Below are 24,225 nucleotides of genomic sequence, written 5' to 3' on the forward strand. Positions count from 1 at the left end.
CTTGTCTCCCTATTAATAATATTGGAAAGTCATTTATGTGTTCAGGGATGGTGTTTTTAATCCTATTTACATTTAGGTGAAATCTCTACTAATTCTAATAGAAACCGACCACATTACACTTCGCTTCTAACCCTTTCTCAAGGATGAACAAGCAGTATCCTCTTTTGTTCGACACGCTTCTTCTTTGTAAGGTAAAGATACCTGGGAATACAATGAAAGGCGCGCCGATCAGAAGGAATTAAATTTGGAGAAGTTTGAGGAAATTCATGCTAAATATGAGCGAATGATTCATAAAATCATTCATTCTCTACACATCTATAAAAATAAAGATCATTATTATCAGACCGGGCTTATTGCACTTTGGGAGGCACATCAAAACTTCGATCCCGATAAAGGTGCTTTCCCTGCTTATGCCTATTCGTTTGTGAAGGGCAGAATACTCACTCAACTATCAAAAGAAAATAAACATGAAGAAAGAAGTGTGTATAAAGAGTCAGAATTCTTTGACATGATTGAAGATGAGCATATAAACGAAGGGTTGGCAGAAGAATTATTGTTCAGTTACTGTAAGGATTTAACGAAAAATCAAAGGAAATGGGTTATGTACACCTGTCTGCATATGCTGACGGTCAGTGAAATCTCCGAGGTGGAGAGCGTATCCATCTCCGCTGTGAAAAAATGGAGGAAGGGAGCGAAAGATAAGATCAAGGGATTAGTAGATATTCAGGAACAAGAAGTATAGCAATCTTTAAATATAAAGGGCCAAGAGGAATGTAGTTGGCCCTTTGTATATTCTTCAGTTAGGATGGATTTCTTTTACTACGGCCATTTCCCTGCCGAATCGTTCACCGTGATCGACGAATCCAAGACTTGCATATAAGCGATGGGCTTCCTTGTTATCGGGATGGTACCCCACTACGATTCTGTCTACATCAAAGCTTTCTTTCATTTCCAAGATCATTAACTCTGTTGCAGCTTTTCCGATTCCTTTTCCCTGAAAACCTTTATCCACCATGATTCTATAAACCCAATAAGCATCCAGTTCTTCTGGTGTAGAGTTAAACATTAAGAATCCTGCCACTTTATTTTCAAAATAAATGGCGTATGGCTTTAATGTTGCTTCAAATTTTGATTGAGCAATGGATACAGCATTGCTCTCAATAAATTCAAGTTGATCCGGCGCAACTTCCAGCTGACAGCATTCGTACCAATTTTCTGCGTTTACCTCTACAATTTTCACTTTGTTCTTTATCAACATGTTTCCCCTTTCCATCTGTGCGATTCACGATGTCATTTTCAGACAATTCAACCATAACATATATGAAAATAGTAGGAAATCACTTATGATAAGATATTAACTCTTAGATGCACGAAGAAACCTCGGATACACAGCGATCGCAATCAATCCCCCTGCTATTCCTGCGAAAAGCAGAACAGATATATTGAAAAGAACGTCAAGGATTGAGCCTCTATTTAAGATAATTTCCTTATACCCTTCTATCGCCCAGTACTGAGGCAGTAACTTGCTGATGGTTTGCATAAATTCAGGCATTAGATCCACAGGCAGCCACAAACCACCAAGCATTGCGCCTCCTAGTGCTATGATCTGTGTCATGGCGATGCCCATGTTCTCCGTTTTCACCAATACGGCCAGCGCCATCCCCCATCCCGTCACAATAAAAGCCAAAGAAACAGATAAACCAATCAGGCCGATGGGATCTCCTAACGGAAGGTCATACACAACGACACCAAAACCAAATAAAACAGTAATCTGAATCAAAACGATCACCATGAACGGAATCCACTTTCCGATAAAATAGTTCTTGATCGGTAAGGGCGTACTGGCAATTCTGGCAACCATTCCTTTATCCCTATCTTTCACAAGTCCGATGACCATCGATATCATAATATAGAATGCGAACATAATCGTATATCCTGGTATGATCTGAGTGACCACTTCTTTATAACTGGTATTTTCATCACCGGAAAAGATGGAGACAAAGGCAATAATGAATACGATCGGCAAGATGAACGTCCAAAACCATAAGCCTTTATCCTGTATATTCTTCTTCAATTCCATTTTCGCAATGGCCCACATATGATCTCCTCCTTTCTATGAATCCCGAAGCTGTGTTCCGGTTAAATCGAAGAAAATATCCTCCAATTTTGGCTGATATAATTCAAGTTTCCTAGGTAACACGTTTTGGATACGGAATTCGACAATGAGTTTTTCCAGTGTCGTCAGAGGGTCTTCACTCTGTAACAGATAGCCATTTCCCTTCACTTCAGTCTCACCAAATGGATTTAAACTCATCTCATTGATCCCTTCCCCAGAAATAAACAAAGATGGTTTATTATATTTGTCCAGAAGTTCATCCATCGTTCCGGATTCAATCAAAGCCCCCTTGTCTATCAATGCTATACTGTCACATAACTGCTCCACTTCCTCCATATAGTGACTTGAATAAATGATTGTACTTCCCTTCTCTTTCAACTCATGAATGATTGAAAATATCGAGTTCCTTGATTGCGGATCGATCCCAACAGTCGGTTCATCCATAATGACAATCGATGGTTCATGTAGTAGGGCGCATCCGATATTCAAACGTCGCTTCATACCTCCGGAGAAAGTGACAACTTTGTCTTTCCCCCGCTCGTCTAACCCAATTTGTTTGAGTACCTTCTCAGAACGGTCATGAAGCTCTTTCCCTTTCAATCCATAAAGGCTGCCGAAATAAAATAGGTTATCCTTGGCAGTCAGTGTTTCTTCCAGACAGATATCTTGAGGTATGTATCCAATAAGCCTTTTCACATCCAACTTGGATTTTTTGACAGATTGCCCTTTAACGATGATATCTCCATCAAAACTTTGTAATACCCCGGATAGAATTTTCATAAGAGTTGATTTCCCTGCTCCATTAGGACCTACAATCCCAAAACATGAACCCTCTGAAATGGTTAACTGAATAGTTTCCAGTGCTTGAATAGAATCATACTGCTTACTGACATTCTCAATCTTTATCACAAGATCCCCCCCCTTTTTCACAGTGGCTTTCAATAGATTGATCTTCCTAATATATACGGATGAAATTGGTAAAAGTTTCAGGTGCAAACAAAGAAGCTGTTATGATTAGTCAAATCCTTCCTTCAGGAAACAGATAAGAACCCTGATACCATTAATATGAAGTATCAGGGTCCCTCTATACCGTTTACTTTTTAAAGTTGAAGACTATTAAAGTTTCTTTGTATTTTTTCTATTCCTTTACTTTCAAGCCCAATAAGTTTGCAAATCCTATTGCCTGCTCAGGTGAAACTTCACAACCTGGTAGATTTTCTACTGCTACATTGATTCGTTCAAAACGACACGTACTAATATCAATTCCTCTAAGGTCTGTTTGGGTGAAATCGATATCATTCATATCGCATTGTTCAAAGTGTACTTTCAAAAGGTCGCAATCAGAGTAATTAGCGTTTTGTAAAGTGGTTTGATTGAATTTTACTTGCTTTAATCGAGCGTCAACGAAGTCACTCATGTTTGCCATTGAATCTTCGAAAAGGACATTCCCCAAATTTGCACCTGAAAAATCCACGCCCATTAGTTTACATTCTTTAAAGGAAACTCTGTGAATGATTCCGTCGCTAAAGTTTGCATTCGACAAGTCGCAGTTTTCAAAAACGACATCTGTCATATCGATTCGTGGAAAGTTTGCACCAATAAATGAAACATTTTGAAATATCACTCTGGACAAAACGAGCTGGTCCACTTTCTTCCCATCAAGCCTTGCATTTTTTATTGTGCAATTTGATAGAAATGGATCTTCATCATAATAGACATCTTGGAACTGAGCAGACTCTGGTCGAACTGGAATTCTGGGGCTTTCTATCTTAAACTTTACACCCACTACATCAACACCTCTTTATATTCATTTCATATGGAAACTATATCATGATTAAATTTGAATGGTAGTCTTGGAATTTGGCAAACTGTATGTCTCATTAGTGGAAGTCCTCACAGACTTTTACTTATCATAAAGTGGGAAAGAGTTCACCTAATCAGACTTTCAGGTTAAAATAAGGGGAGAAAAAATCAACGTGAGGTGTTCCATATGAAAGTAGCAGAAACACAGCGTCTTATTTTGAGATGGGTAGAAGTAACGGATGCAGCATTCATCGTGACATTGTTAAATGAACCTGGATGGCTGCAATATATAGGCGACAAAGGAATTCAAACGATGGATGACGCGAGGGATTATATTATCAACGGTCCCCGGGCCATGTACGAACGTGAAGGATTCGGTTTATTTTTAGTAGAGCGTAAAGAAAGTGCAATTCCAATCGGACTGTGTGGATTGATTAAGCGCGCCGGCCTTGAAGATGTGGATATAGGATTTGCCTTCTTAAGTGAGTACCAGTCCCAAGGGTATGCCTTTGAGGCGGCGTGTGCTACGCTCGAGTATGCAAAGGAGTTGGGAATCAAACGCTTGATAGCCATTACGACAAAAGATAATGAACCCTCCTCTACTTTACTTGAGAAACTAAGCATGAGGCTAGAAGGTTATGTGACACTTCCGAATGATTCAGAAGAGCTGAAAAAATACGGATTAAATCTTAGATTTTGATAGAAGATAAAAAACCGAAAGGAGCTTGAATCTTTAGCTCTTTTCGATTTTAATAGTCATCATCATACTGCATTGATCAGACTAAATTCATCCTATTCGTATAATTTCTTCAGTTCTTTCAGAACAAAATTCTCCCGTTTGATCCATTGGTTGTTCTCGAATTTGTCCATTAACTGCTCATTACAGGTAATGGCCTCATCCAACGTCACCCAACTTGGCGTCATCTCCAGTTCCGACTCATATTCTTCTAATTGTTGTGGGATAACTTCCCTGTCCAATAGTTCACACCTGTAATAGTGTGAAGTCATCTCGAATATGGTATCGTCATCAAATAAGTCCATATATCTTTGGGTCACTATTCCTATTAGTTCTCTCACGACACAGTGTACGAAGCCTGTTTCTTCACGAACCTCTCTCTGCAGTGCCTCGACCAAGGTCTCTTCTGCTTCGAGCCCCCCGCCGGGAAATTTATAGTCTCCCCTGTTGGAATTCATAAGGAGAATTTGATCATCTTGCATGATCACAGCTTTTACGGCCGTTCGATGTTTCACTTTGGATCCTGATATCTCATTTCTCTGTTTACCTATTAGAGTTTCAAACAAAGCCGTCGCTCCTTTTTCCTCTTACAATGGCCATCCCTACAATTTGATCGGAAAAGACAATCATTTCATCCATTTCTGTAATAGATTCGGGAGCTGAAAGTGATTTTAGTCGAACGTCTTTCATATGGATCGGAGCAGTGACATTTGATGCCACCAATTCAGGTGGAAGTTCATTAAGCTCCTCTTCAAAACGACCAAGTCCATACTCCATAAATGTCTTTTTTTGTTCTTCATTTTCAAATAGGTTGATCTCCCCTTCAATCATGGCTGATTGAGTAAGGACTTGTATCGTGCACTTAGGAGAGGAAATGACTCCATCTGAGTCTTCTCCTTTTTCAATCTGTTGTTTTAAATCGAACAGATGGGTGATCACGGCTTTTTTGTAATCCATCGCATTTTGGATCGTTTCCAACTTCATCAATTTTAGTTCCCCCTTTAAATTCATAACAAGATCAAACTAGAGGAGTTTTAGGTTCAACATCTTGGAAGACGCTTATGTTCAAAGGCTAGACGTGTTGAATTCCGTTCAGATATCAGTTTCTTGCATCAGGTAGAATGGACATGATATTTTCTTTGATGTGTTTTACTTGCTTCATTCCAACCATGGTTGAAAGAACTCCTCCCGTCTGAATGATTTCTTGTAAACATTCATGAGGATCCTGATTTTCTTTAAATACTTTCCCTAGTTGGAAGGGAGCACTGGTAGTAGAGGATAATCCCAATTTTTCTGCAGCAACAAGCAAAGGGTGGAATTCATTTTGTACTAATTGATTTTTGAACGTAATCGATTCAGTAAACTGTTTGTTGAGTGGAAATTGGATAAATTTAAAATGATGATCTTCCCCTGCAATGGACTTTGCTCTATTCACCACCTCTTCAATAGAAATATAACCATTATCTTCAGGTGATTTCAGAAGTCCCGTCCACGTTGCCAATCCATAATACCGTATATTCCCACATTGAACCTGATCTTCTAAAGTGGAAAATACGCTCTCCATATTCTGATAGAAAGTCTCGGGTCCAAGAGCCATCATGGAGATTTCAGGGTTATGAACATAGTAGATATCAATTGTTCCAAGATTCAGATGCTGTTTACTTTGAGCGATGGCAAATTGATAATAGCGTGGGGTTAGGACATGTTTTTGATGCTCCACTTCATTCAAATCCGCTCCCTGTATGATTCCTGGCTCAAGTAAAACCTTTTGGAGATATTCTTTTGGAACAAGATTTTTCATCACATCTCCAGGAATGATACCAGCTTTTGAAGAAACGACGATAGATTCCCTGCTCAAAATCTTCTTATCATGTATTAAGGATTTCAGAACATACCCTATATCCCTTTCCGATCGCATTCCCCGATAATTGAGGGCGGTATCGATGAAATTCAATCCATTCTGCAAACCATATTGAATCCCTTCCCTATATAGATCAGAGTCTATTTCGTTCATTTCCCCCAAATGGGTTCCCAAAGCGATAGGTGAAACCACAAATTCAGAGAATGTACGATAAGTCAAAGTGAATTTCTGGCCATACTTCCTTGTTGAATTGAAATTTGCGTAACCGGGTATCATTGCCATTCCTCCCTCTTAAAAAACAGTATACTGGATAATAAATCCAATTAAGAGACTGATATTTTTGCAAAGAGTATGATATAATGAACATATAGAAAGCCCGGGATCACGATGGAGATCTCGGGCTTTCTTAAACGTACTTTGCTTATTTATTTCACATCAAAAATGTTCCCAGGAACGAATTCCAGGTGTAGGTTCTTCTTTAACTAGCAGTACTGTTTTCCAATATATTCTGACTGGGGACGGTAAATGGAGTTGTTTTCTGCCTGCTCCAACACGTGCGCAGTCCATCCAACGACTCGACTTGCTGTAAAAGTAGGTGTGAAAAGATCTGACGGTAAATGAATCGATTTCATGATCGCGGCTGCATAAAATTCTACATTTGTGTAGAGGGATCTCCCCGGCTTACTTTCTGCTAAGAGTTCAATCGCCTTCTCCTCCACATATAGTGCCAGGTCGAGGGAGGGATCTTCCCCCATATTTTCTAACAACTTCTTCCTCAAAGCAATGGCTCTTGGATCATTCGTCTTGTAGACACGATGACCAAACCCCATCAGCTTTTCTCCCTTCACCAATTTATCCCTTAGAACACTTTCAGCTCTATCCCTGGTGCCTATCTCATTCAGTAACTCGATGACCCCTGATGGTGCTCCTCCGTGAAGGGGTCCTTTCATGGTCCCAATGGCTGCAGTTATAGCTGACACGAGATCGGATTCTGTAGACACAGTGACTCTTGCCGAAAAAGCAGAAGCATTCATACCGTGCTCAAGTGTCAGGATCATATACGATTCCAACGCAGAGGCAATGGCCTTAGAGGGTCTCATCCCAGATAACATATATAGATAATTATCCACATGGTTCAACTCAGGATCCGGCTCAATGAAAAGTTTTTCATTCATCAGATTGAAGCGGCAGGCGATAATGGTGGGAATGACGGCTGTTAATCTTATTGCCTGATCAATGCTTGGTTTCCATTTGTATTGTGCTCCCCCTTCAGAAGAAATCACGGTTCTTAATACACTCATCATGTCCATTTCATGTGGTAATATTTGAATGATATCGAGCATTATAGGAGTAAGGTATCGGTTGGTGCTCAGTTTCTTCTTTATCTCCAAGGCATCCTCCCTTGTAGGGATACGTCCATACCATAATAAGAAAGCAGCTTCTTCAAATGTTAGTTCCTTAAGCTCCCCGATTTCATACCCTCTATAGACGAGGGTTCCTTGCATTCCGTCAATATGACTGATTGCGGTTTGTGCTGCTATGATTCCTTTTAAACCTTCCCTGAACATACATAACATCCCCTTTTCCTTTATTACAATTAGTGTATAATGATTTTATAATTAAGAAAATTAAATATATTTAATCAAATCAATTATAATCATTAATAAGGAATGGGTGAAAAACATGGATTTGAATGTGGTGAAAACGTTCATAACAGCAGCTGAATTCAACCATTTCAGAAAAGCGGCTGAGCGATTATTTATTTCACAGCCAACCGTTACGGTACATATAAAACAGCTCGAAAAGGAACTTGGAGTCACCTTGTTTGAACGGGATGGAAAAAAAATCAGACTGACGGAATCAGGAAGAGCCTATTTACAACATGCCAAAAGATTACTCGAAACGTATGAGGAAGGAATCAGTGACCTACAATCCATCAGCCAGGGATATACCGCAACTTTAAAGCTGGCCATATCTCCCTTGATCGCGGATAATATCCTCCCGTTTGTATTAAAACAATTTCTTAAGAACCATCCCGAGGTGGAAATATCAGTTGAAATTATCGAATCTTCAGAAATCGAGTCGGCTGTTTTAAGAGACACGGCGGATATCGGAATTTCCTGCCTACCCTGCTACAGTTCCGAACTCCAACAAACTTTACTCTTTTCGGATAAAGTCATTTTGGTTGTTCCTCATGATGGACGTGACTTTGAATCAGCACCACCTCTCGAAGAAGAAGAGGTATTAGAGTCGAATTATTTATTGACCCACAATCACCCGGGTTACTGGGATGAACTTAGTCATACCGTTAAACAGTTCTTTCCGAGAGTCAGAACGATAAAGGTATCGCAGACACATATAACAAAACGCTTTATCTCTGAAGGACTTGGCATTTCCTATCTTCCCTCGTCTACAGTCAGAAGAGAACTTCTCGAAGGTAGACTTCTGGAAGTAGAAACAAAATCATTTCCACTACCGGAAGCAAACACCTACGCCGTCACAAAGTATCAACATACTATCCAACAGGAATTTTTGCATTTTTTATCACGTTTCAGGGTGTGAAAAAAAGAAAACGGCAAGCCCATGCCGTTTTCTTTCACTTTATTTCCCACCACATCTTTTCGTAAAAAGCCCTGTTAATAACTCTGATGACCCAAATGATATTTTGGGATCATCCCTATCAATCATCTCTCTTATCTCCACAGCCTCTAATGAATGAAAGATATTCTTCAGTTTTTCTTCAGTAAAACCAAGTCCCCCCATAAGCGAACCTCTTCTATACACTTCCCAATCAGAAATATCCGCCCCACCTAATTTTCCACCTTGCAGAAAACAGGTAATGCCAAAACACCCTTCATCCTTCAAGGCATCCTCAACAATTCGTATGTAACACATTCTTCTGTGAGGGGCGATGTGATGAAAACAGCCTGAATCATATATGAAATCGTATTCTACATGCTTCAAGTTTAAGTCGAAAATATTTTGGTGTAGAAAATTTATGGACAGATTCCTTTCATCAGCACGTTCCTTTGCCCAATCAAGGGAGGTTTTTGATACATCGACTGCATCAACTTCAAAACCTTGTTCAGCAAGATAAACTGCATTCCTGCCCGGCCCACAGCCAAGTTCTAATACTTTTCCCCGTTTGACTTTACCCTTCTCTACATAGGATACTAAGTTTTCGTCAGGTGCATTGACAAAGATGGGGATGGCTTTTTCACGATCAGAAAAAAACTCATCCCAGAATGGAGCAGGTTCCCTTAAAAATGAATCCAGCATTTTCAATACATCATCGTTTTGATGGATATTTTCGTGCATAATTTCCCCTCCTAAATCAATCTACCTACAGTTTACTTTATTACAGGAGAAGAAAGGTTACCACGATTTTACAATAAGGTTATATTTACCCAATATTCAATGGTTAAAGGAAACATTATCTTGCTCTCAAACACCCTCAGGATAGGTGATTCGAAGTTTGAAAGGGCTTCCAATGGGATACTATGTAAATTTTGTGATTTGCCACCACGGGGGATTTACCCCCTTTAAATGTGACGTAATTTATTGGAGTTCCATACTTTTTGTTACATTTATTGCAATTACATTACATGAATGTATGCATACTCCAGATCACCTTCAAAGGATGATCAAAGGTGCTTTTCCATACGGATATCAGTCCACATCTTTTCATTCCAATAAGTAAATTCAGGAATCCTTCCTATTTCCTGATATCCGAGTTGATGATAAAGCCTATGAGCTTGACTATTGAATTCAAAGACACCCAGTTCGATCCTCGATAATCCTTTTTTCTTAATTTCACCCTCCAAATATTGAATGGCTTTAAAGCCGATACCTTTTCCTCGCCCTTCGGGTTCACCGATCGTAATTCCGATCCAGGCAGTGCCCTTCACTTTTCTATAAAGGTGGCCTGGATCGATCATATAATTCATTTCTCCCACTAGTTTATTTTCCAAGTATATAAGAAACATGTCATGGGAATTCAATCGTGTTTTTAACTCATTTACTGTTGTTTCCCTTCGTGTTTCCATCTCCTCCCTGTTTTGATTCGGTCTGGTGAGTGGAATCAACACAGGGTCGTTATCCCACTTATTTAATGCATCTACTATTTCTGCAGAAGGAGTCACTACTTTAGTAAACTGTACGTTCATCCTTTTACCTCCCTTTATTTGATTTGTCCCATCAGTTGCTAAGCCTGATGCTGCCTGGGGAAATCCAAATCGTTTTAATCTTCATTTTATCATTATTTCAACACGATCTTAGGCCATAAACTATTATTTTTCATGGTAATCAAATGTGAACTCTTCGTTCTATTAAAACACACCCTCCAATAAGTATTACTATATGAATCTTATTAGCTTACTTATGAGCAGGAGGAGATTTTATGAAAGGGACCATCAACCCCATAAGGCTGAGAGAAGTCATTGAATATGAGGACCTTTTTCATGATACGTTTAGTGGCTCTTGCCTAAGGACAGGGCGAATCGTTCAAATTGTGTATTGGATTAAACCGGGAAAATCGTTTATATCCTACGATATTCTTGATGGAAAGAAGAAATATGTGAACATTGATGATTGCCCTGCTCCTCCTTCGGTACAAAGGTGCGAGATAGGCTTTCAAACAGCATTCGATTTGGATCAATCAGTCGATATTGAGATAGCAGGCGTGAAGAGAACTTCTGTCATCGAAGCCATCAATATTCATTGGGACGTTAAAGGGTTTGTGGTGCTGTATGGGGTGAGGGACCGAACAGATACAACCTATTATGGGATCCAAGAAGACAGATTGAAAGAATGGAATGTTGGTCATGAAGTGAACGGTCAAGATGAAGACTGATTGATTCATCATCCAATGAAAACATATCGGAACCTTCTCAATAAAAAAGAACCAGAGTAAACACCCTGGTTCCCTATGAATCCATTATTGATAAAATACCTTATCTACATTATATTTCGCTTGTAGTTTATTGATAATGTACGTCTCATAAATATCACGATCCATTGGATCCTCAACAATTGCTACGTCGATTCTATAGACTTCATCTCTATGGTTGCGAAGAGGTGAAACGTTATCTTCAAGATGCTTTTTGACTCTTTGTCTCAGCTTTCTCGCTTTGCCAACGAATAAAAGCTCATCATTGATATTGTAAAATAAGATGATACCGCCCTTGTCTCTTGGAATTTCATGAAGATCGATAAAGCCCTCGATGCTTTTAATTTTTGGTTCATCTGCGTCTCTTGGCTGTTTGCGTTCCGTAATGGAAATGTCCGCTTGGGGAATTTGAATGTTAATCATGATTGGTCACGTCCTTTGTTTACTGTAAGAAGTAATGGTAACACAAAAAGGAGGGAATTACTATACACCGAAAGAATCTCCATTTAAAATCTCTTCCCCATTGAGCGCGTCCTATCCCTCGCGGGGAACGAGTATATTCAAATGCTGTTTTAAGTTTTCAATTGTAATAGGAAGTTTGTCTCCTTCATCCCCGTCAACATTTGCAATCATCTCATACTCTGACTCCGCTTGGAGATTGTTGACTTTCAGATAGTGGACATGTTCGCTTTCTGCTAACTCACCTAAAAGGATTTTAGGCAGTAAAAGAAGAAATTTAGGCATTGCCATATCTTTAATGATAAAAACATGAAGCTGACCATCATTCACTTTAGCATTCGGCGCGATTGTTTCCATCCCACCAACAGAATTAGTCAGGGCCACTAGCATTAGTAGTGCCTCTCCCTCCCAATCGTGATCTGATAGAACTTTGAGGTTAAATGGCTGCTTTTCCTTCATCTTCTTCATACCTTCTATTATATAAGCAAGAGGACCAATCTTCGATTTCTGTTCGTCCGGTGTGGAAAATGATGCTTCTGCCAGTGCCCCCACTGCAACAATATTTACAAAATAGCGATCATTGATTTTACCAACGTCCGTTTTTTGAACATGGTTCTCCTTAAAGATGTTGATTGCTTCTTCAGGTTTCATAGGGATATTGAGCGCTCTCGCAAAATCATTGACCGTGCCAAGTGGAATAATGCCAAACAACGGTCGATGTTCCTGTTCCGCCATACCATTAATGGCTTCATTGATTGTGCCATCCCCTCCCATCGCTACGAGGAAATCAAACTTTTTCTCACACGCTTCCCTCGCAAATGCTCTGGCATCCCCTTCTCCTTGTGTCACTCGTATTTCTGTATCATACCCCATCTCCATCATCGTTTTATGTGCATGATCGCTGTATTTCTTCCCCAGTTCCTTTCCTGAAGACGGGTTGACGATTAACATGGCCTGCTTCACGCTGCTTCCTCCCTTTAACTTCTGCTATAGTAAGGGTATACCCTAAATCAGCGGAGAGGAATCCTTTTCCTTCATGATATGTATCATGAAGATTTTTTGAATTAATGAAATAATCCAGACTCTTTTGACTTTCTCATAAATGCCTTTGTTCTATTACTTAATGGCCCTTTTAAAAATGCGCCGAATAATAAGAAACTCAAACCAAAGAGAAGGAGGAACGAAAGATCATGGTACGCTCTTTGCCAAACGATCCCGCCTACCGCTTCCCGCATAAGATCTATGGCATAAGAAAACGGAAGAAAAGGATGAATAGCTTGGAAAAAGTTCGGCAAGAGGACGACCGGATACGTTCCTCCAGAACCGGCAATTTGTAATACGAGAAGAACGATAGCCATTGCCTTACCAATATTTCCGAATACCGAAACCAAAGTATACACAATGACCATAAATACAAAGCCGATCAATAACCCAAAACAAACAAACCATACGGGTTCAGCGATATGTACCCCTAGGATGAAGATATCTCCAACCGTTACAATCATCGCTTGAACAAATCCGATACTGAGAAAGGTCAGAAGCTTTCCGAAATATATTTGCTTATCGCTATACTCATGAGAACCAAATACTTCAGTTGCCAATAAGGAAATGAGTAAGAGGGCTCCCACCCATATTGCCAAGACAGTATAAAATGGTGTCATGGCTGCGCCGTAATTTCGGATGGAGAATAGACTATTTTTATTTAACTTGACTGGTTCTTCGAAAAAACTCTTTTCCAACTCTGGATCATTTCGAAGAAGCTCAATCATTTCATTGATATCGGTCTTTCCCTGTATGTCCCTGATCCGGTCGGCAAGCTGGCTGATTTTATTTTTTACGTATGGGAATTCTCCAGTCACTGTTTTTATCGTTTTTGTCCCTTTCTTGAGGTTTGCTTCTGTACTCGAGAGAATTCGTTCTACTTCCGGAATGGTCCCCCGAACATCTTGAAGAATATTTCCCGCTTCATTCAATGTTCCTTTGACTCCGGCGACCTCCTTCAATACAGCTGGTTCGATGGTTTGTTTATATTCTTTTACAAAGGCGTCAAGTTCAGTTTGTGTTTTGGCTGTTCGATCCTTAATGCCGAATAGCACTTCATCCATTTCCTGTTGCTTTGCTGCAAGGTAATCATGCATTTTCTGTCCTTCATTTTGTACATTCTGCATGTCCTGTTTAACAACTTTGAGCTGATCCAAGGATTGTTGGATCTTCTCCTGATTTTGATTATCTTCATTATTCTGTAATGACATCAGGGAAGATTCAATCGTTTCGATCATTTGGATGGAACTTTTAAGTTTTTCAGCCATTTGATTGTGTATGGCTTCCGCTCCATTCAGGTCGATTGTCGATGTCTGAATTTGCTGTACGAACTTATTGATGTTGGACACCATATCCTGCACCTTTTTCAGATCTCTTTGTATGGTAGGTGCCATGGCATTCAATCGATCCTCCGCTCTTTGGATAAAATCAGTTGTGCGATCAATCGTTTCCAATCCCTGATTGGTCATGCGTTTGACATCCGGAATTCCAGCTTGCGCTTTATGAACGATATCCTGGGCACTTTCGGCATCTGATAAGGATGCCTGCAATATTTCACCTAATCCAGGTAATGCTTCTTCAACTTTAAAAACGTACTCCTCGAATCTCTTAATGTCGGGCAGATCTTTTTCAATTTCAATTCCAAGCTCATTGAACAGTTCAAAAATAGTACCATTGACTGTAGAAATAAACGAATCCGTGATTTTATCCACGATTCCACCTGCCCCCGACTCTGTGATCTTGGGTGCAATAGCATTGATCTTTTCGTTGACGTAATATTCCAGGGTTGCCTTTTCTGGTTCATCCTCAATAACGGTAGCTAACTTCTTGGAAAAATCTCCAGGTATAATGATGACAGCAAAATATTCTCCGTACTCTACACGATCCATTGCTTTTTTTCTGTCGACAAACTGCCAGTTCATGTCGTCATTCTTCTTTAATTCGCTTACAAGGTCTTTTCCCACATTCAGGTTATGACCCCTAATGGCTGCCCCATCATCTTCATTTACGATTCCGACGGGAAGCATATCCGTTTTGCTATAAGGATCCCATGAAGCTTCAATGTTAAACCATGCATAAAGAGAAGGCAGGAGCATCAAACCGCCCACTAAAAATGCTGCAACACCGTTCATGGTTACATTTTTGATATCTCTTTTATAAATTCTCCAGATATTTTTCATAGGAAACCTGCCTTTGCACAGAACCTTAGTATGGACTTTAGTATGCCCAACTTCTATATCCTGAGTATTTGATTTCGTAACGAGAGAGCATTCGATCAAAAATTAATTATGGAGGTTAACTTTTAGTCAACATCACTTATTTTCCTGAGGAATGTCAACTATTTATCATCATTAATAGAGAGAGCTTTTTGCTTGTAAGTAAAGCGATTCTCCTAAATTTAAATGATATACGTTGGTTTATTGATCTATCGAAAAGGGTAAAGAAAATATATTTGGTTTATTCATTTACACTAGTTGGTTTGATGGGGGTATTGGTGATGTCGAAATATGATATTGATGTGAATGGTTCATTATTTGAATGGGACCTGGAAAATGGTTCCTTTACGTTTGAAAATGATGAAGTTGTATCTTTCTGGGTGAATACAGCATTTAAAACGCTAATTGATTCAATTGAAGAGATTGCTGGTGAGAAAGAAGCAAGATTGGTTCTTGAAACCGCTGGATACCGAACCGGACTTATCGTCAGTGACTTCTATTTAAAATCGATCGGAAAACCAGAGAAGATTCTCGATAAACTGCCGAATACATATGTGACAGCAGGATGGGGGATTACAGAAATATTCTCTTATTCTATTGAAGATCAAACAGCAGTTGTGCAATTTTGTAATGGATGGGAATACAAAGTGAACGTAGCTCAAGGAAAAGACGCAGAAGGAACTTTCATGCCCGGTCATTGGGCTGGGGTCCTGACCGGTATATTCGGGTCCAATGTATGGTACAGGGTTGTCAAAAGTCAGATTAGCGGGGACGATTGCAGTGTATATGAGTTTTATCCATCTGATATTTCCCCCTCTTTGAACGTGAAAGCATTATTGGAAGAACAGACAGCAGCCGCACAAAAAGAATTGGAGCGGATAACCAATCAGAGAACAGAAGTATTATCCGAAATCATTAAAGAAATTTCTTCTCCAATCATTCCGGTGTTGGATTCCATTCTCGTCGTTCCCCTTGTTGGGCGCTATAACGAAATCAGAGCGGAAGAATTACTAAACAAAACACTTCTCAATCTTCCGAGGTATAATGCTGAGTTCTTAATTATCGATTTGACCAGTCTCAGCTGGGTTGACGACTATACTCTCACATTCATACAAAAATTTGTGGGAGCTTCTTCCCTTTTAGGAACCACTTGTTTGCTTGTTGGGATTTCTACAGAATTAAGTATGAAAGTGACTCAAAGTGGCTTTCGAATGAATCACATCCCCTGCTTCTCCCTCCTTCAGCAAGGAATGAATTATGCATTGGATCAATTAGGGTTGGAGATTGCCAGGAAGGTATAAGATGGTATGACCCACATAACTTCATTTCATATTTTTTTACACTGTCAACTAAAAGAGCATGATCCTGAGGATCATGCTCTTTTGATGATATCATTTATTATGGTTTCGGCTGTTTCCTTTCCGTTTTGAATACAAGCTCCAATTCCCACTCCGTAATATGATGCTCCGGCCAATGCCACATTTGGCATCTCTTTTAAGAGTGTTCGCTCTAATGAATTCACGGATTGATTGTGCCCAAGTAGGTAATTGGGCATCAGATTTTTCCAATTGGTTACTTCAACGGTGATAGGTTCTGCATAAATTCCGATGCTCTTTCTTATATCTTCGAGTGCGACTCGTGTCAATTCTTCGTTGTTCAAATTCTTTAATGTATCATATTGGCTGTTTGAACTCTTATAAAAGAGTCTCACTAGGAGATTCTGGTTTCGGGATGTGTGTTTCCATTTACGACTAGTCCAAGTACATGCATCACACTTCACGTCCCTTTCATCGGATACAATAAATCCAGTGCCATCCGCAGGCAGTTCCTCATCACGTACATCGAAAGCCAGGTAAATGGATATCAGGGATGAGTTTTTTAATTGATTGAAGTCACGATCCAATGATTCCTGTTCCAGGATTCGTTGTGTTATATCGTGTGGAGTAGCCAAAATGACATAGTCAGCATGGATGTCTTCATGTCCATTTATCGACAGCTCGTACTTGTCACCGACCTTTCTTAGTTTGGTTGTTTCTGCACCTTTTAGAATGGTGGCATCCGTGCACTCTTCTTCTAAACGGTCAATGATTTTGGCTAAGCCTTTATTGAAAGATACGAATTTTTTATTGGAAGCACCTTTAAATTTCAGTTTATTTGCAGATAATCCTTTAATAATGCTTCCGTATTCATTTTTATAGTCGAGTAGATAGGGTAAAGTAGAAGCCAAGGTCAGTTTATACAAGTCTCCAGAATAAACCCCCGATAATACAGGCGCAATCTGGTTTTCAACCAGTTCTCTTCCCAGGAAAGCTTCCAAAAATTCTCCAATAGAACTTTCCTTGGTAAACCGGGAATTATTAGTCTCCAGATCCAGAAGCGCAGCCTTCTTCCCATCTTCAGAGATCAGGGTACTTTCCCCCAATGCCTCCACATTCATAGGAATACCGAAGATTGAATCAACTGGAATTTTATGCAATTCTCCATTTGTATATATGTAGGATGTCCCGGTTTCGTTGTAAACGAGCTCATCTTGTAGTTGAAGTTCCTCGACCAAAGGAAGGACTGCCTCATGGCGGGCAACTATTGAATCCGCCCCTGTTTCAATTATGTAATCTCCTTCCTCTACAGTTCTGATCTTTCCACCAAGATTGTGATCTCGTTCGATTAACAGTAACTTTAATTCAGATTTATGTTCTTTTGACATTTTATGTAGGTGATACAGTGCCGTTAAACCTGTAATTCCCCCACCTACGACAACCACTGTTTTCATACCATTCACTCCATACATTTCGTTTATGTATACAGATTATCATGTTTCCCCCGTATTAGAAAAACAAACTGTGACGGTTTTAGGAAAAGTGCGCCCTAATAATATAGAGGTAACGGATAGCAGTGATTCGTTGTATATTACTAATGCATAATTCAAAGTTGACTACTAGGAATAGTTTGTTTTATAATACAAATAATCATTTACAACCATATAACCACTTATCCAGAGAGGCAGAGGGACTGGCCCGATGAAGCCTCAGCAACAGATTCTACACGGTAGAACACTGTGCTAATTCCACAAGCATTGCCTTGAAAGATGAGTCGAAGTTACACAAAGCCTTCTTCTTATTTTTTAGGAAGTGGGCTTTTTCATTGGGTAGACTCTTCTTCTATTTTCAGACATAACAATAGGAGTGATTAGAATGGGGAAAATCCCTCAAGGAATTAAACAGAATCGAAGAAACGAATTAGTGAACAAATTAATCGTCCACAACTTTTTCAAAAAAGGTGACAAACAACTATTTGAATTGAGCTTGGAGGAACTTGAAGAAGAGTATCAATGTATCCAAAATAATTGTCACCCGCATAATGATGTTGGTTCGATTCATTGGAAGAATATTGGTAGGAAAAGTAGCTAAAGAAACACCAATCCAAGGTGGATTGGTGCTTCTTATTGTTCAGCATTGTCATTCAAACGTGATCTCATTGTGCATTAACTTCAACGGCATCTTTCTTATAGTATGAAGCAAAGATTTCCGCAAATGCTTCGGTAGAATTATATAATTCTACTAAGTTATTTTCCACACCTCCAAATTCAAGGAGCATGGCTTGTTCCGTTAAATCCTGATTGTAGACTCCGTTTCCTTCCGCCCTCGTTTTAACAAAGACGCCTCGACTGATCCCCGGATATTTCTCTTCTAATTTAGCATTTAATTCTTTTGCGATTTTCAGGTTCTTTTCATAATTTTTATTTTCTTTCCCTACGATAAAAAATAAACGGGCATAGCTCTTACCGTTTATGGCTTTGGTTGTGATGTCCCTTGGCATGGAATCACGATGTATATCAATTAAATAGTTCAGGTTATCATCCTGTGCTATGGCTTCCTGAACCAATCCTCTTGAAAGCTTATAAGATTCGAAATACGTCCAAGACTTATTTTTTAATGCCTGGTTTACATCTGTCTTATCATGAACCACTCCAATTCCCCTAGATTCAAGTTCTTGCTTCAGTTTCGACCCGACCGCAATGACGTTTACCTTCTCGTTTGTACTGGCAGGATCTTTCGAGTCATTGTTTTTGATTAAAGGACTGAAAGCTTCCCAGCTGTGAGAATGATAAATAAAGACCGATTTATTCTCAATCTCCTGCACTCCATTTCCGGAGTCATGATTCGCTTCATCAATTTGGCTTTGGTCAATCTCCTGATCCTTTAGCTGGTCTTCCGTTGGTGCAGGTGATTCGTTCGGAAGATTCGTGATGTCCGTCCCTTTCCCGGCAACTGCTATGTGAGTATGATAATTTTCAATGCCTGGTATCTCCCGACCAAATAGACTCCTGGGATCGAGGAGAGAGACATTCGTAACGCTTTCCAACCAATCGAAGTCATTGTTCATTGCCTCTTTATTTTCGATGCGTAATCCTGTCATTTCCTGTGACAACAGCATAAGAAAGGTTTCCTTTGGTACCAATTCAGATACCGAAGTATAAAATATGCTATCCACCCTCAATTTAATGGCCGTCGATGATATCAGCCAAACCATTAAATACATGAGGATAATGCCTATCAACACAATCCGGATGACGGCTTTCATAGAGACGAATACTAGTGGGACTAAACTATTATTATTTCGAGACTTATACGACATCATCAGTACCCCTATATAAAGTATTTGATAATTAACTTTATGCAGATGATGGGTTGAGTAGAAGGATTTTTCAGGGATTCGGTCGGATTTCCTATAAATCTACGTTTCATTATGTTCTAAAAGATATTTTCGCAACCAAGCTGTAAAAACAAAAAATACACATTGACCTGTTTTTTTTGATTGTTACCTTTCATTCACTTCATAGGCAGCCCTTACACCTGATTCAACTGCCCCTTCCATCCATCCATGAAAAGATGAGGTGTGTTCTCCAGCAAAATGAATTCTTCCTTCAGGTGTTCGCATGTAATCTCCAATGTCGGCTGCCTGACCAGGTGTATAAAGAGTGAAACATCCTGCTGAGAATGGATTCTTACTCCAATTATATACAAAATAATTAAGAATCTCTGTGTAGACTCGATTTCCATATACCTTTGACAAATCCTCTAGAACCTCACTAATGATTGCTTCTTTTGATTTACTGTTCCATAAAAGTGCGTTCTGTCCCCAACTGTAACTAGCAAGCATGACACCCGGCATATTAGTGCCTATATCATGACTTGGCATGTAGGTAAACCGGGTAGGGAGATCCGATATAATATTCCCATAATTCAGTTCTTCCCAGAAGCGACTCCTGAATTCAATCCCGACCTTTACCGCAGGTACATTGGTCACTTCACGGATGCCCTGCCACTTTTTAAACGAAATGGAGTTATAAGGTACAACTTCTATGAATTGAAACACGGTAAAAGGTACAGTGACTATCACATAGTCACCTTCGAATTCTCCGCGTGTTCCAATCTTTAAGTTTGTTGTGTGAACGGTAACTCCCGACCCAGACTGGATGATTTGGATGACTTTTTGGTTCAGTAAAATATGAGATTGAATTTCTCCAGCTAAAGAATAAGGTAAACGGTCATTTCCTCCCGTTATTTCATAAAACTTTGTTTCTTTCCTGAAAATCGGGAATATTATATCTTTTAATATATCGACAAATGAAAATTCAGGGAATCCTTCTATTCCAAGAATGACATTGATTTTTCGTATTGCATTTAATGATAATGATTTCCCAAACGGATTATTAGATAAAAATTGTCCCATCGAATAATGAGAGTATTTCTTTATCAAGTTTAGTTGTTCTTCATGTTCACTTTTCTTATACAGCTCCACAAAGGGTTTGGTCGCTTCCAAAAACAGTTCAGAAGCAGTTTTTCCCTTTTCTTCTTCAGGGAGGGGATATTGGAGGATATCTGGATCTTCTTCATACTGTTTTCTCGTCACTAAAATGTTATTCACTAGAAGAAGATCTCTTGGTGAAGAATTTAGAAAGGGCTGAAATGGAAGTTTGAATTTATGGATATACTCAAATACCAAATGATGATTATCCGGAATCCTCATAGCTCCAGCATCCAGGTAATTCCCTTTGGTAAACGGTTTACGGACTGTATATACCCTCCCACCGATCCGTTTATTCCCTTCTAAAATGGTCACATCATGCCCGGCCTTAAGGAGGATTGAGCCTGCAACTAATCCGCTCATACCTGCCCCGATGATGATTACTTTTTTTGGTAATGAGGGATTTAATCCTTTTCTAATAATAGAAAGCATATCATCTGGATATTTCAACTCAGAAGGGGCATCTCTAATGAATCGATACTTCATTTAAACCTACCTCCTTATTATTACATCATATGATTCGCTACAAGGAGGTATACGTTTGGATAACGTGATGTATGGCTCATTTCCACATGTATTCAGAACACTTGTTTCTAATAGGTGTTATTTATGCTATAATTAGGATTCAACGGGTCTACGAGACTGTATTTAGTCAATCCCTTGAGGCAGTAGAAGGGAGACATGTTAAATGTCACTGAAAAATATTGAGACCATGCTTAAGACGTTGAAAGAATTCAAGGAAAGTGAGATTGTTCATACGATTTCCGATTATGAACACTCACCTATTATGACGGTTACTTATCATTCCGACACGGAGAGCTTTCAGATTACCTATGTGGAATCAATGAAAGTGGAAATATATACTGACATCAGCCTTTTGGCCACTACTATAGAACGGATCTTACTTATTGAAGTGTCAAATTGAATGAATAACATCATCATGATAACTACTCATCGATTATTGAGGGTAGGTCCGTCCCTCTATGAAATACAAAAACGAGCATGAACCATAAATGGTTATGCTCGTTTTTGTTTGTGGATTAGAAAGAAGGCAGCTCTCCTAGATTATTCTCTTTCACCCCATCAGGCTCACTACGGAGAACGTCCCTCCCATAACGATGAATGACATCGACATGAGCGATTTTTCCGGCTTTTGCTTCCTCCAGTGCCGTGACATAATCAAGTTCCCTTCCACTCTCGGTTTTGAAAGCGATAAGGTCATCATCACTATTCCTTCGGACAGCAATGATATGTTCGGCTCCTGCAGTAAGTTCTTCAGCCATCTCAAGCTTAGCCTGGACTTTCCCCTGCTGCTTATATTCCTCATAAATTTGTTCAAAATTCTTTTCATTCATTGTATTCACCTCCCGAACATACGTTTAGTATTTACGGAGGGGAGGTGTTTTATAAAACAAATTGGCGTGCCTATGCTACAACACTCTGCTTTCAAGACTCATTTAATTTTGCCAGTACATTGTTGAGCATTTTTCTTTGAATTTCTATTCCTGCCAGAGCATTTTCCACATTCTTTTTATACACACTCAAGATGCTTTGACCATAGGTGGTTCCTGGCACAGCCCATTTCCCATTTAAATCGGTCCAGTTTCTGGCAGTTCCTCTGGTCACCAATGTAAATCGGGGGTCGACCAGTGTTTGCCCATCAGGGAGTGGACTTGTGGATGCATAAGCGTATAGATGCTGAATATGGGCCAGTACACCCTCTTCCGGGGTAGCGAAAGTGGCTCCATCGTTTCCGGCTCCAGTTGTGCCGATCCCCGCATAATTATTTTGACCAGGCTTTACTTGACCAGTGAATCTAAAGTAATTTGTTTCGTGTATCGCTTGCGCAAAAGCTATATCTCCCCTAATTCCATATAGATCACCGAAAGAAATATAAAATTTACCCAGTAAAGGTGCTTCAGGGTTAATGGTTTTGGCGAAGTCATCCAATTGCCGGGCTTGGACAACTGATGTTCCCAATATGGAATATTCGATTCCTGGCAGCTGAGTAGGTTGTGGGGGCTGGGTAGGTTTTGGAGGTTCGGTTGGTGGTGGTTCAGTAGGAATCGGTGCTGGTGCAGCTCCTTCTGCCAGAATGAAGGCTTGGATTCCAATACGTTCTAATGATTTTACTTGTTCTTCTGCGTTAACCCGTTCGGAAAAAGCACCCGCTTGGACCCTGTAATAGGTCTTTCCTGAAATCTTTACGGTATCGATAAATGATTCAAACCCACCCTCTTTCAACTCATTCACACGGATTTCAGCATTCTTGCGCTCGGTAAACGAACCTGCAATAACTTTAAAGAGTTGCTTAATACCTGATTCCTTTACCGGCAGGGACAATGCTTTCGCTATACCTTTTGAAAGTCCAATCGCTACTTTCTGCCTGAATTGCTCATTCTTTAAATGAGCAAGATCTTCAGGGTTATCAACAAACAAGACTTCGACAAGCACTGATGGCATTTTCGTTTCACGAAGCACATGGAAATTGGCTCTCTTTTCACCCCTATCGATGATCTTGAATGGCTGAACGGCTGCCACCACTTCACTATGGATTGCTTCCTGATAGTTTAGTGTTTCGGGAAGTATTGGGCCGTTGTATATATAGCTTTCAAATCCACTACCACCTCCAGCATTATGGTGAATGGACAAATAAAAATCAAGATTGGAACGATTGGCGAGGTTCGACCTTTCAGTTAAGGACAAAGTCTGATCTCCTGTTCTCGTCATTAAAACATTTACTTTATAATTGGCCAATAAATATTCTTTAACCTTTAATGCCGTTAATAAATTATATGTCTTCTCTTCGCTTCCTTTATAACTAGCACCTGGATCAGATCCTCCATGTCCTGGATCAATCATGATGGTTTTCAATAAACTTCCTCCTTACAATAGAATAGACATATAGTACTATATTCACATTCAGACAAGCATGATTGGACACTATCCTATCATCTTTCTATTATCAAACAAAAAAATGTTCCCTGCTATTGAGCGGGGAAACATTTTTTTACGCACGATTCTATATGTTTATGGAGGGGACTTTCTAATAGGGTTGTCAAAACTTCTCTCTATATTTTATTACCCAAAACACGTTCTTATTCGCTTTATTCATCATCATTGAACTTGTCGACCGGCGGAGTACCATACTGAGACCGCTTCAATTATTTCAGTATGGACTGTTGATCTTATAAGCATTGTTTCTTACCTTTACATGGGGCCTCAGCGCTACCCCAAATTGTGCAACGTATTGATTCGATAGGGAAGGAGATCCCAAATCAAAATTGGCATGAGTTT

General features: G+C 39.6%; 25 protein-coding genes and 1 riboswitch. Of the genes, 7 read left to right on the forward strand and 18 right to left on the reverse strand.

Annotation, left to right across the window (positions count from 1 at the left end; translation table 11 throughout):
- Positions 1 to 244: 244 nt before the first annotated feature.
- Entirely contained in the window at positions 245 to 742 is a 498-nt protein-coding gene (locus LCL96_RS07850; protein ID WP_224940844.1) for a sigma-70 family RNA polymerase sigma factor, read from the forward strand.
- Between the two features lie 54 nt (positions 743 to 796).
- Here LCL96_RS07850 and LCL96_RS07855 read toward each other — a convergent pair whose 3' ends face one another.
- From LCL96_RS07855 to LCL96_RS07870, 4 genes are all read right to left on the reverse strand, one after another.
- Positions 797 to 1,258, reverse strand: a complete 462-nt coding sequence (locus LCL96_RS07855; protein WP_412103538.1) for a GNAT family N-acetyltransferase — start codon at positions 1,256 to 1,258, stop codon at positions 797 to 799.
- A gap of 96 nt (positions 1,259 to 1,354) precedes the next feature.
- On the reverse strand, positions 1,355 to 2,098 hold the full coding sequence (locus LCL96_RS07860) for an ABC transporter permease (protein ID WP_224940845.1): 744 nt from the start codon (positions 2,096 to 2,098) through the stop codon (positions 1,355 to 1,357).
- 15 nt (positions 2,099 to 2,113) lie between these two features.
- Positions 2,114 to 3,025: an ABC transporter ATP-binding protein gene (locus LCL96_RS07865; RefSeq protein ID WP_224940846.1), complete on the reverse strand. Its 912-nt coding sequence runs from the start codon at positions 3,023 to 3,025 to the stop codon at positions 2,114 to 2,116.
- 229 nt (positions 3,026 to 3,254) lie between these two features.
- Positions 3,255 to 3,902, reverse strand: a complete 648-nt coding sequence (locus LCL96_RS07870; protein WP_224940847.1) for a pentapeptide repeat-containing protein — start codon at positions 3,900 to 3,902, stop codon at positions 3,255 to 3,257.
- A 204-nt stretch (positions 3,903 to 4,106) separates the two neighbouring features.
- Here LCL96_RS07870 and LCL96_RS07875 point away from each other — a divergent pair, with 204 nt between their 5' ends.
- A complete protein-coding gene (locus LCL96_RS07875) occupies positions 4,107 to 4,619 on the forward strand; it encodes a GNAT family N-acetyltransferase (protein WP_224940848.1) in 513 nt (170 codons plus the stop codon).
- A gap of 92 nt (positions 4,620 to 4,711) precedes the next feature.
- Here LCL96_RS07875 and LCL96_RS07880 read toward each other — a convergent pair whose 3' ends face one another.
- The 4 genes from LCL96_RS07880 to LCL96_RS07895 all read right to left on the reverse strand — a co-directional run bounded on the left by LCL96_RS07880 (position 4,712) and on the right by LCL96_RS07895 (position 8,084).
- Entirely contained in the window at positions 4,712 to 5,221 is a 510-nt protein-coding gene (locus tag LCL96_RS07880; RefSeq protein WP_224940849.1) for an NUDIX hydrolase, read from the reverse strand.
- The gene (locus LCL96_RS07885) at positions 5,214 to 5,642 is read right to left on the reverse strand and encodes a hypothetical protein (RefSeq protein WP_224940850.1); all 429 of its coding nucleotides are present in this window, start codon (positions 5,640 to 5,642) and stop codon (positions 5,214 to 5,216) included. Before LCL96_RS07885 ends, LCL96_RS07880 begins: the two co-directional genes overlap by 8 nt.
- A 112-nt stretch (positions 5,643 to 5,754) precedes the next feature.
- Positions 5,755 to 6,792, reverse strand: coding sequence for an aldo/keto reductase (locus tag LCL96_RS07890; RefSeq protein ID WP_224940851.1), 1,038 nt, complete (start codon positions 6,790 to 6,792; stop codon positions 5,755 to 5,757).
- A gap of 206 nt (positions 6,793 to 6,998) precedes the next feature.
- On the reverse strand, positions 6,999 to 8,084 hold the full coding sequence (locus LCL96_RS07895; RefSeq protein WP_224940852.1) for a citrate synthase/methylcitrate synthase: 1,086 nt from the start codon (positions 8,082 to 8,084) through the stop codon (positions 6,999 to 7,001).
- Positions 8,085 to 8,199: 115 nt separating this feature from the next.
- On the opposite strand from LCL96_RS07895, the gene LCL96_RS07900 reads away from it, so the two are divergent.
- Positions 8,200 to 9,078: a LysR family transcriptional regulator gene (locus tag LCL96_RS07900; protein WP_224940853.1), complete on the forward strand. Its 879-nt coding sequence runs from the start codon at positions 8,200 to 8,202 to the stop codon at positions 9,076 to 9,078.
- Positions 9,079 to 9,117: 39 nt separating this feature from the next.
- Here LCL96_RS07900 and LCL96_RS07905 read toward each other — a convergent pair whose 3' ends face one another.
- Positions 9,118 to 9,834, reverse strand: a complete 717-nt coding sequence (locus LCL96_RS07905) for a class I SAM-dependent methyltransferase (protein WP_224940854.1) — start codon at positions 9,832 to 9,834, stop codon at positions 9,118 to 9,120.
- A gap of 326 nt (positions 9,835 to 10,160) precedes the next feature.
- A complete protein-coding gene (locus LCL96_RS07910) occupies positions 10,161 to 10,682 on the reverse strand; it encodes a GNAT family N-acetyltransferase (protein WP_224940855.1) in 522 nt (173 codons plus the stop codon).
- Positions 10,683 to 10,915: 233 nt separating this feature from the next.
- On the opposite strand from LCL96_RS07910, the gene LCL96_RS07915 reads away from it, so the two are divergent.
- Positions 10,916 to 11,368 carry a hypothetical protein gene (locus LCL96_RS07915; protein WP_224940856.1) on the forward strand — a complete coding sequence of 151 codons (453 nt, stop codon included), beginning with the start codon at positions 10,916 to 10,918 and terminating at the stop codon, positions 11,366 to 11,368.
- Between the two features lie 84 nt (positions 11,369 to 11,452).
- On the opposite strand, the gene LCL96_RS07920 is transcribed toward LCL96_RS07915, so the two are convergent.
- The 3 genes from LCL96_RS07920 to LCL96_RS07930 form a co-directional block, all read right to left on the reverse strand.
- Positions 11,453 to 11,827: a nucleotide excision repair endonuclease gene (locus tag LCL96_RS07920; protein WP_224940857.1), complete on the reverse strand. Its 375-nt coding sequence runs from the start codon at positions 11,825 to 11,827 to the stop codon at positions 11,453 to 11,455.
- A 111-nt stretch (positions 11,828 to 11,938) separates the two neighbouring features.
- A complete protein-coding gene (locus LCL96_RS07925; RefSeq protein ID WP_224940858.1) occupies positions 11,939 to 12,826 on the reverse strand; it encodes a diacylglycerol/lipid kinase family protein in 888 nt (295 codons plus the stop codon).
- A 101-nt stretch (positions 12,827 to 12,927) separates the two neighbouring features.
- Complete coding sequence (locus tag LCL96_RS07930; RefSeq protein ID WP_224940859.1) at positions 12,928 to 15,084, reverse strand: YhgE/Pip domain-containing protein; 2,157 nt, start codon at positions 15,082 to 15,084, stop codon at positions 12,928 to 12,930.
- A 317-nt stretch (positions 15,085 to 15,401) separates the two neighbouring features.
- On the opposite strand from LCL96_RS07930, the gene LCL96_RS07935 reads away from it, so the two are divergent.
- A complete protein-coding gene (locus LCL96_RS07935) occupies positions 15,402 to 16,421 on the forward strand; it encodes an STAS domain-containing protein (protein ID WP_224940860.1) in 1,020 nt (339 codons plus the stop codon).
- Positions 16,422 to 16,492: 71 nt separating this feature from the next.
- Here LCL96_RS07935 and LCL96_RS07940 read toward each other — a convergent pair whose 3' ends face one another.
- Positions 16,493 to 17,890: a protoporphyrinogen oxidase gene (locus LCL96_RS07940; RefSeq protein WP_224940861.1), complete on the reverse strand. Its 1,398-nt coding sequence runs from the start codon at positions 17,888 to 17,890 to the stop codon at positions 16,493 to 16,495.
- A gap of 215 nt (positions 17,891 to 18,105) precedes the next feature.
- A riboswitch (SAM riboswitch) is annotated at positions 18,106 to 18,212 on the forward strand.
- Positions 18,213 to 18,311: 99 nt separating this feature from the next.
- Here LCL96_RS07940 and fbpA point away from each other — a divergent pair.
- On the forward strand, positions 18,312 to 18,527 hold the full coding sequence (fbpA, locus tag LCL96_RS07945; RefSeq protein ID WP_224940862.1) for a Fur-regulated basic protein FbpA: 216 nt from the start codon (positions 18,312 to 18,314) through the stop codon (positions 18,525 to 18,527).
- Between the two features lie 64 nt (positions 18,528 to 18,591).
- Here the strand turns inward: fbpA and spoIIP are convergent, their stop codons facing one another.
- Positions 18,592 to 19,758: a stage II sporulation protein P gene (spoIIP, locus tag LCL96_RS07950; protein WP_224940863.1), complete on the reverse strand. Its 1,167-nt coding sequence runs from the start codon at positions 19,756 to 19,758 to the stop codon at positions 18,592 to 18,594.
- Positions 19,759 to 19,938: 180 nt separating this feature from the next.
- Positions 19,939 to 21,414, reverse strand: a complete 1,476-nt coding sequence (locus tag LCL96_RS07955; RefSeq protein WP_224940864.1) for a flavin monoamine oxidase family protein — start codon at positions 21,412 to 21,414, stop codon at positions 19,939 to 19,941.
- A 202-nt stretch (positions 21,415 to 21,616) separates the two neighbouring features.
- Between LCL96_RS07955 and LCL96_RS07960 the strand changes: the two genes are divergently transcribed.
- Complete coding sequence (locus LCL96_RS07960) at positions 21,617 to 21,853, forward strand: hypothetical protein (protein ID WP_224940865.1); 237 nt, start codon at positions 21,617 to 21,619, stop codon at positions 21,851 to 21,853.
- 115 nt (positions 21,854 to 21,968) lie between these two features.
- Here LCL96_RS07960 and LCL96_RS07965 read toward each other — a convergent pair whose 3' ends face one another.
- Together LCL96_RS07965 and LCL96_RS07970 are read right to left on the reverse strand one after the other, a co-directional pair.
- Complete coding sequence (locus LCL96_RS07965) at positions 21,969 to 22,283, reverse strand: DUF3892 domain-containing protein (protein ID WP_224940866.1); 315 nt, start codon at positions 22,281 to 22,283, stop codon at positions 21,969 to 21,971.
- 91 nt (positions 22,284 to 22,374) lie between these two features.
- Positions 22,375 to 23,802: an N-acetylmuramoyl-L-alanine amidase gene (locus tag LCL96_RS07970; protein ID WP_224940867.1), complete on the reverse strand. Its 1,428-nt coding sequence runs from the start codon at positions 23,800 to 23,802 to the stop codon at positions 22,375 to 22,377.
- Positions 23,803 to 24,225 lie beyond the last annotated feature (423 nt).

This window comes from Rossellomorea aquimaris (genome assembly GCF_020172085.1).
Taxonomy (GTDB): Bacteria; Bacillota; Bacilli; order Bacillales; family Bacillaceae_B; genus Rossellomorea; species Rossellomorea aquimaris_E.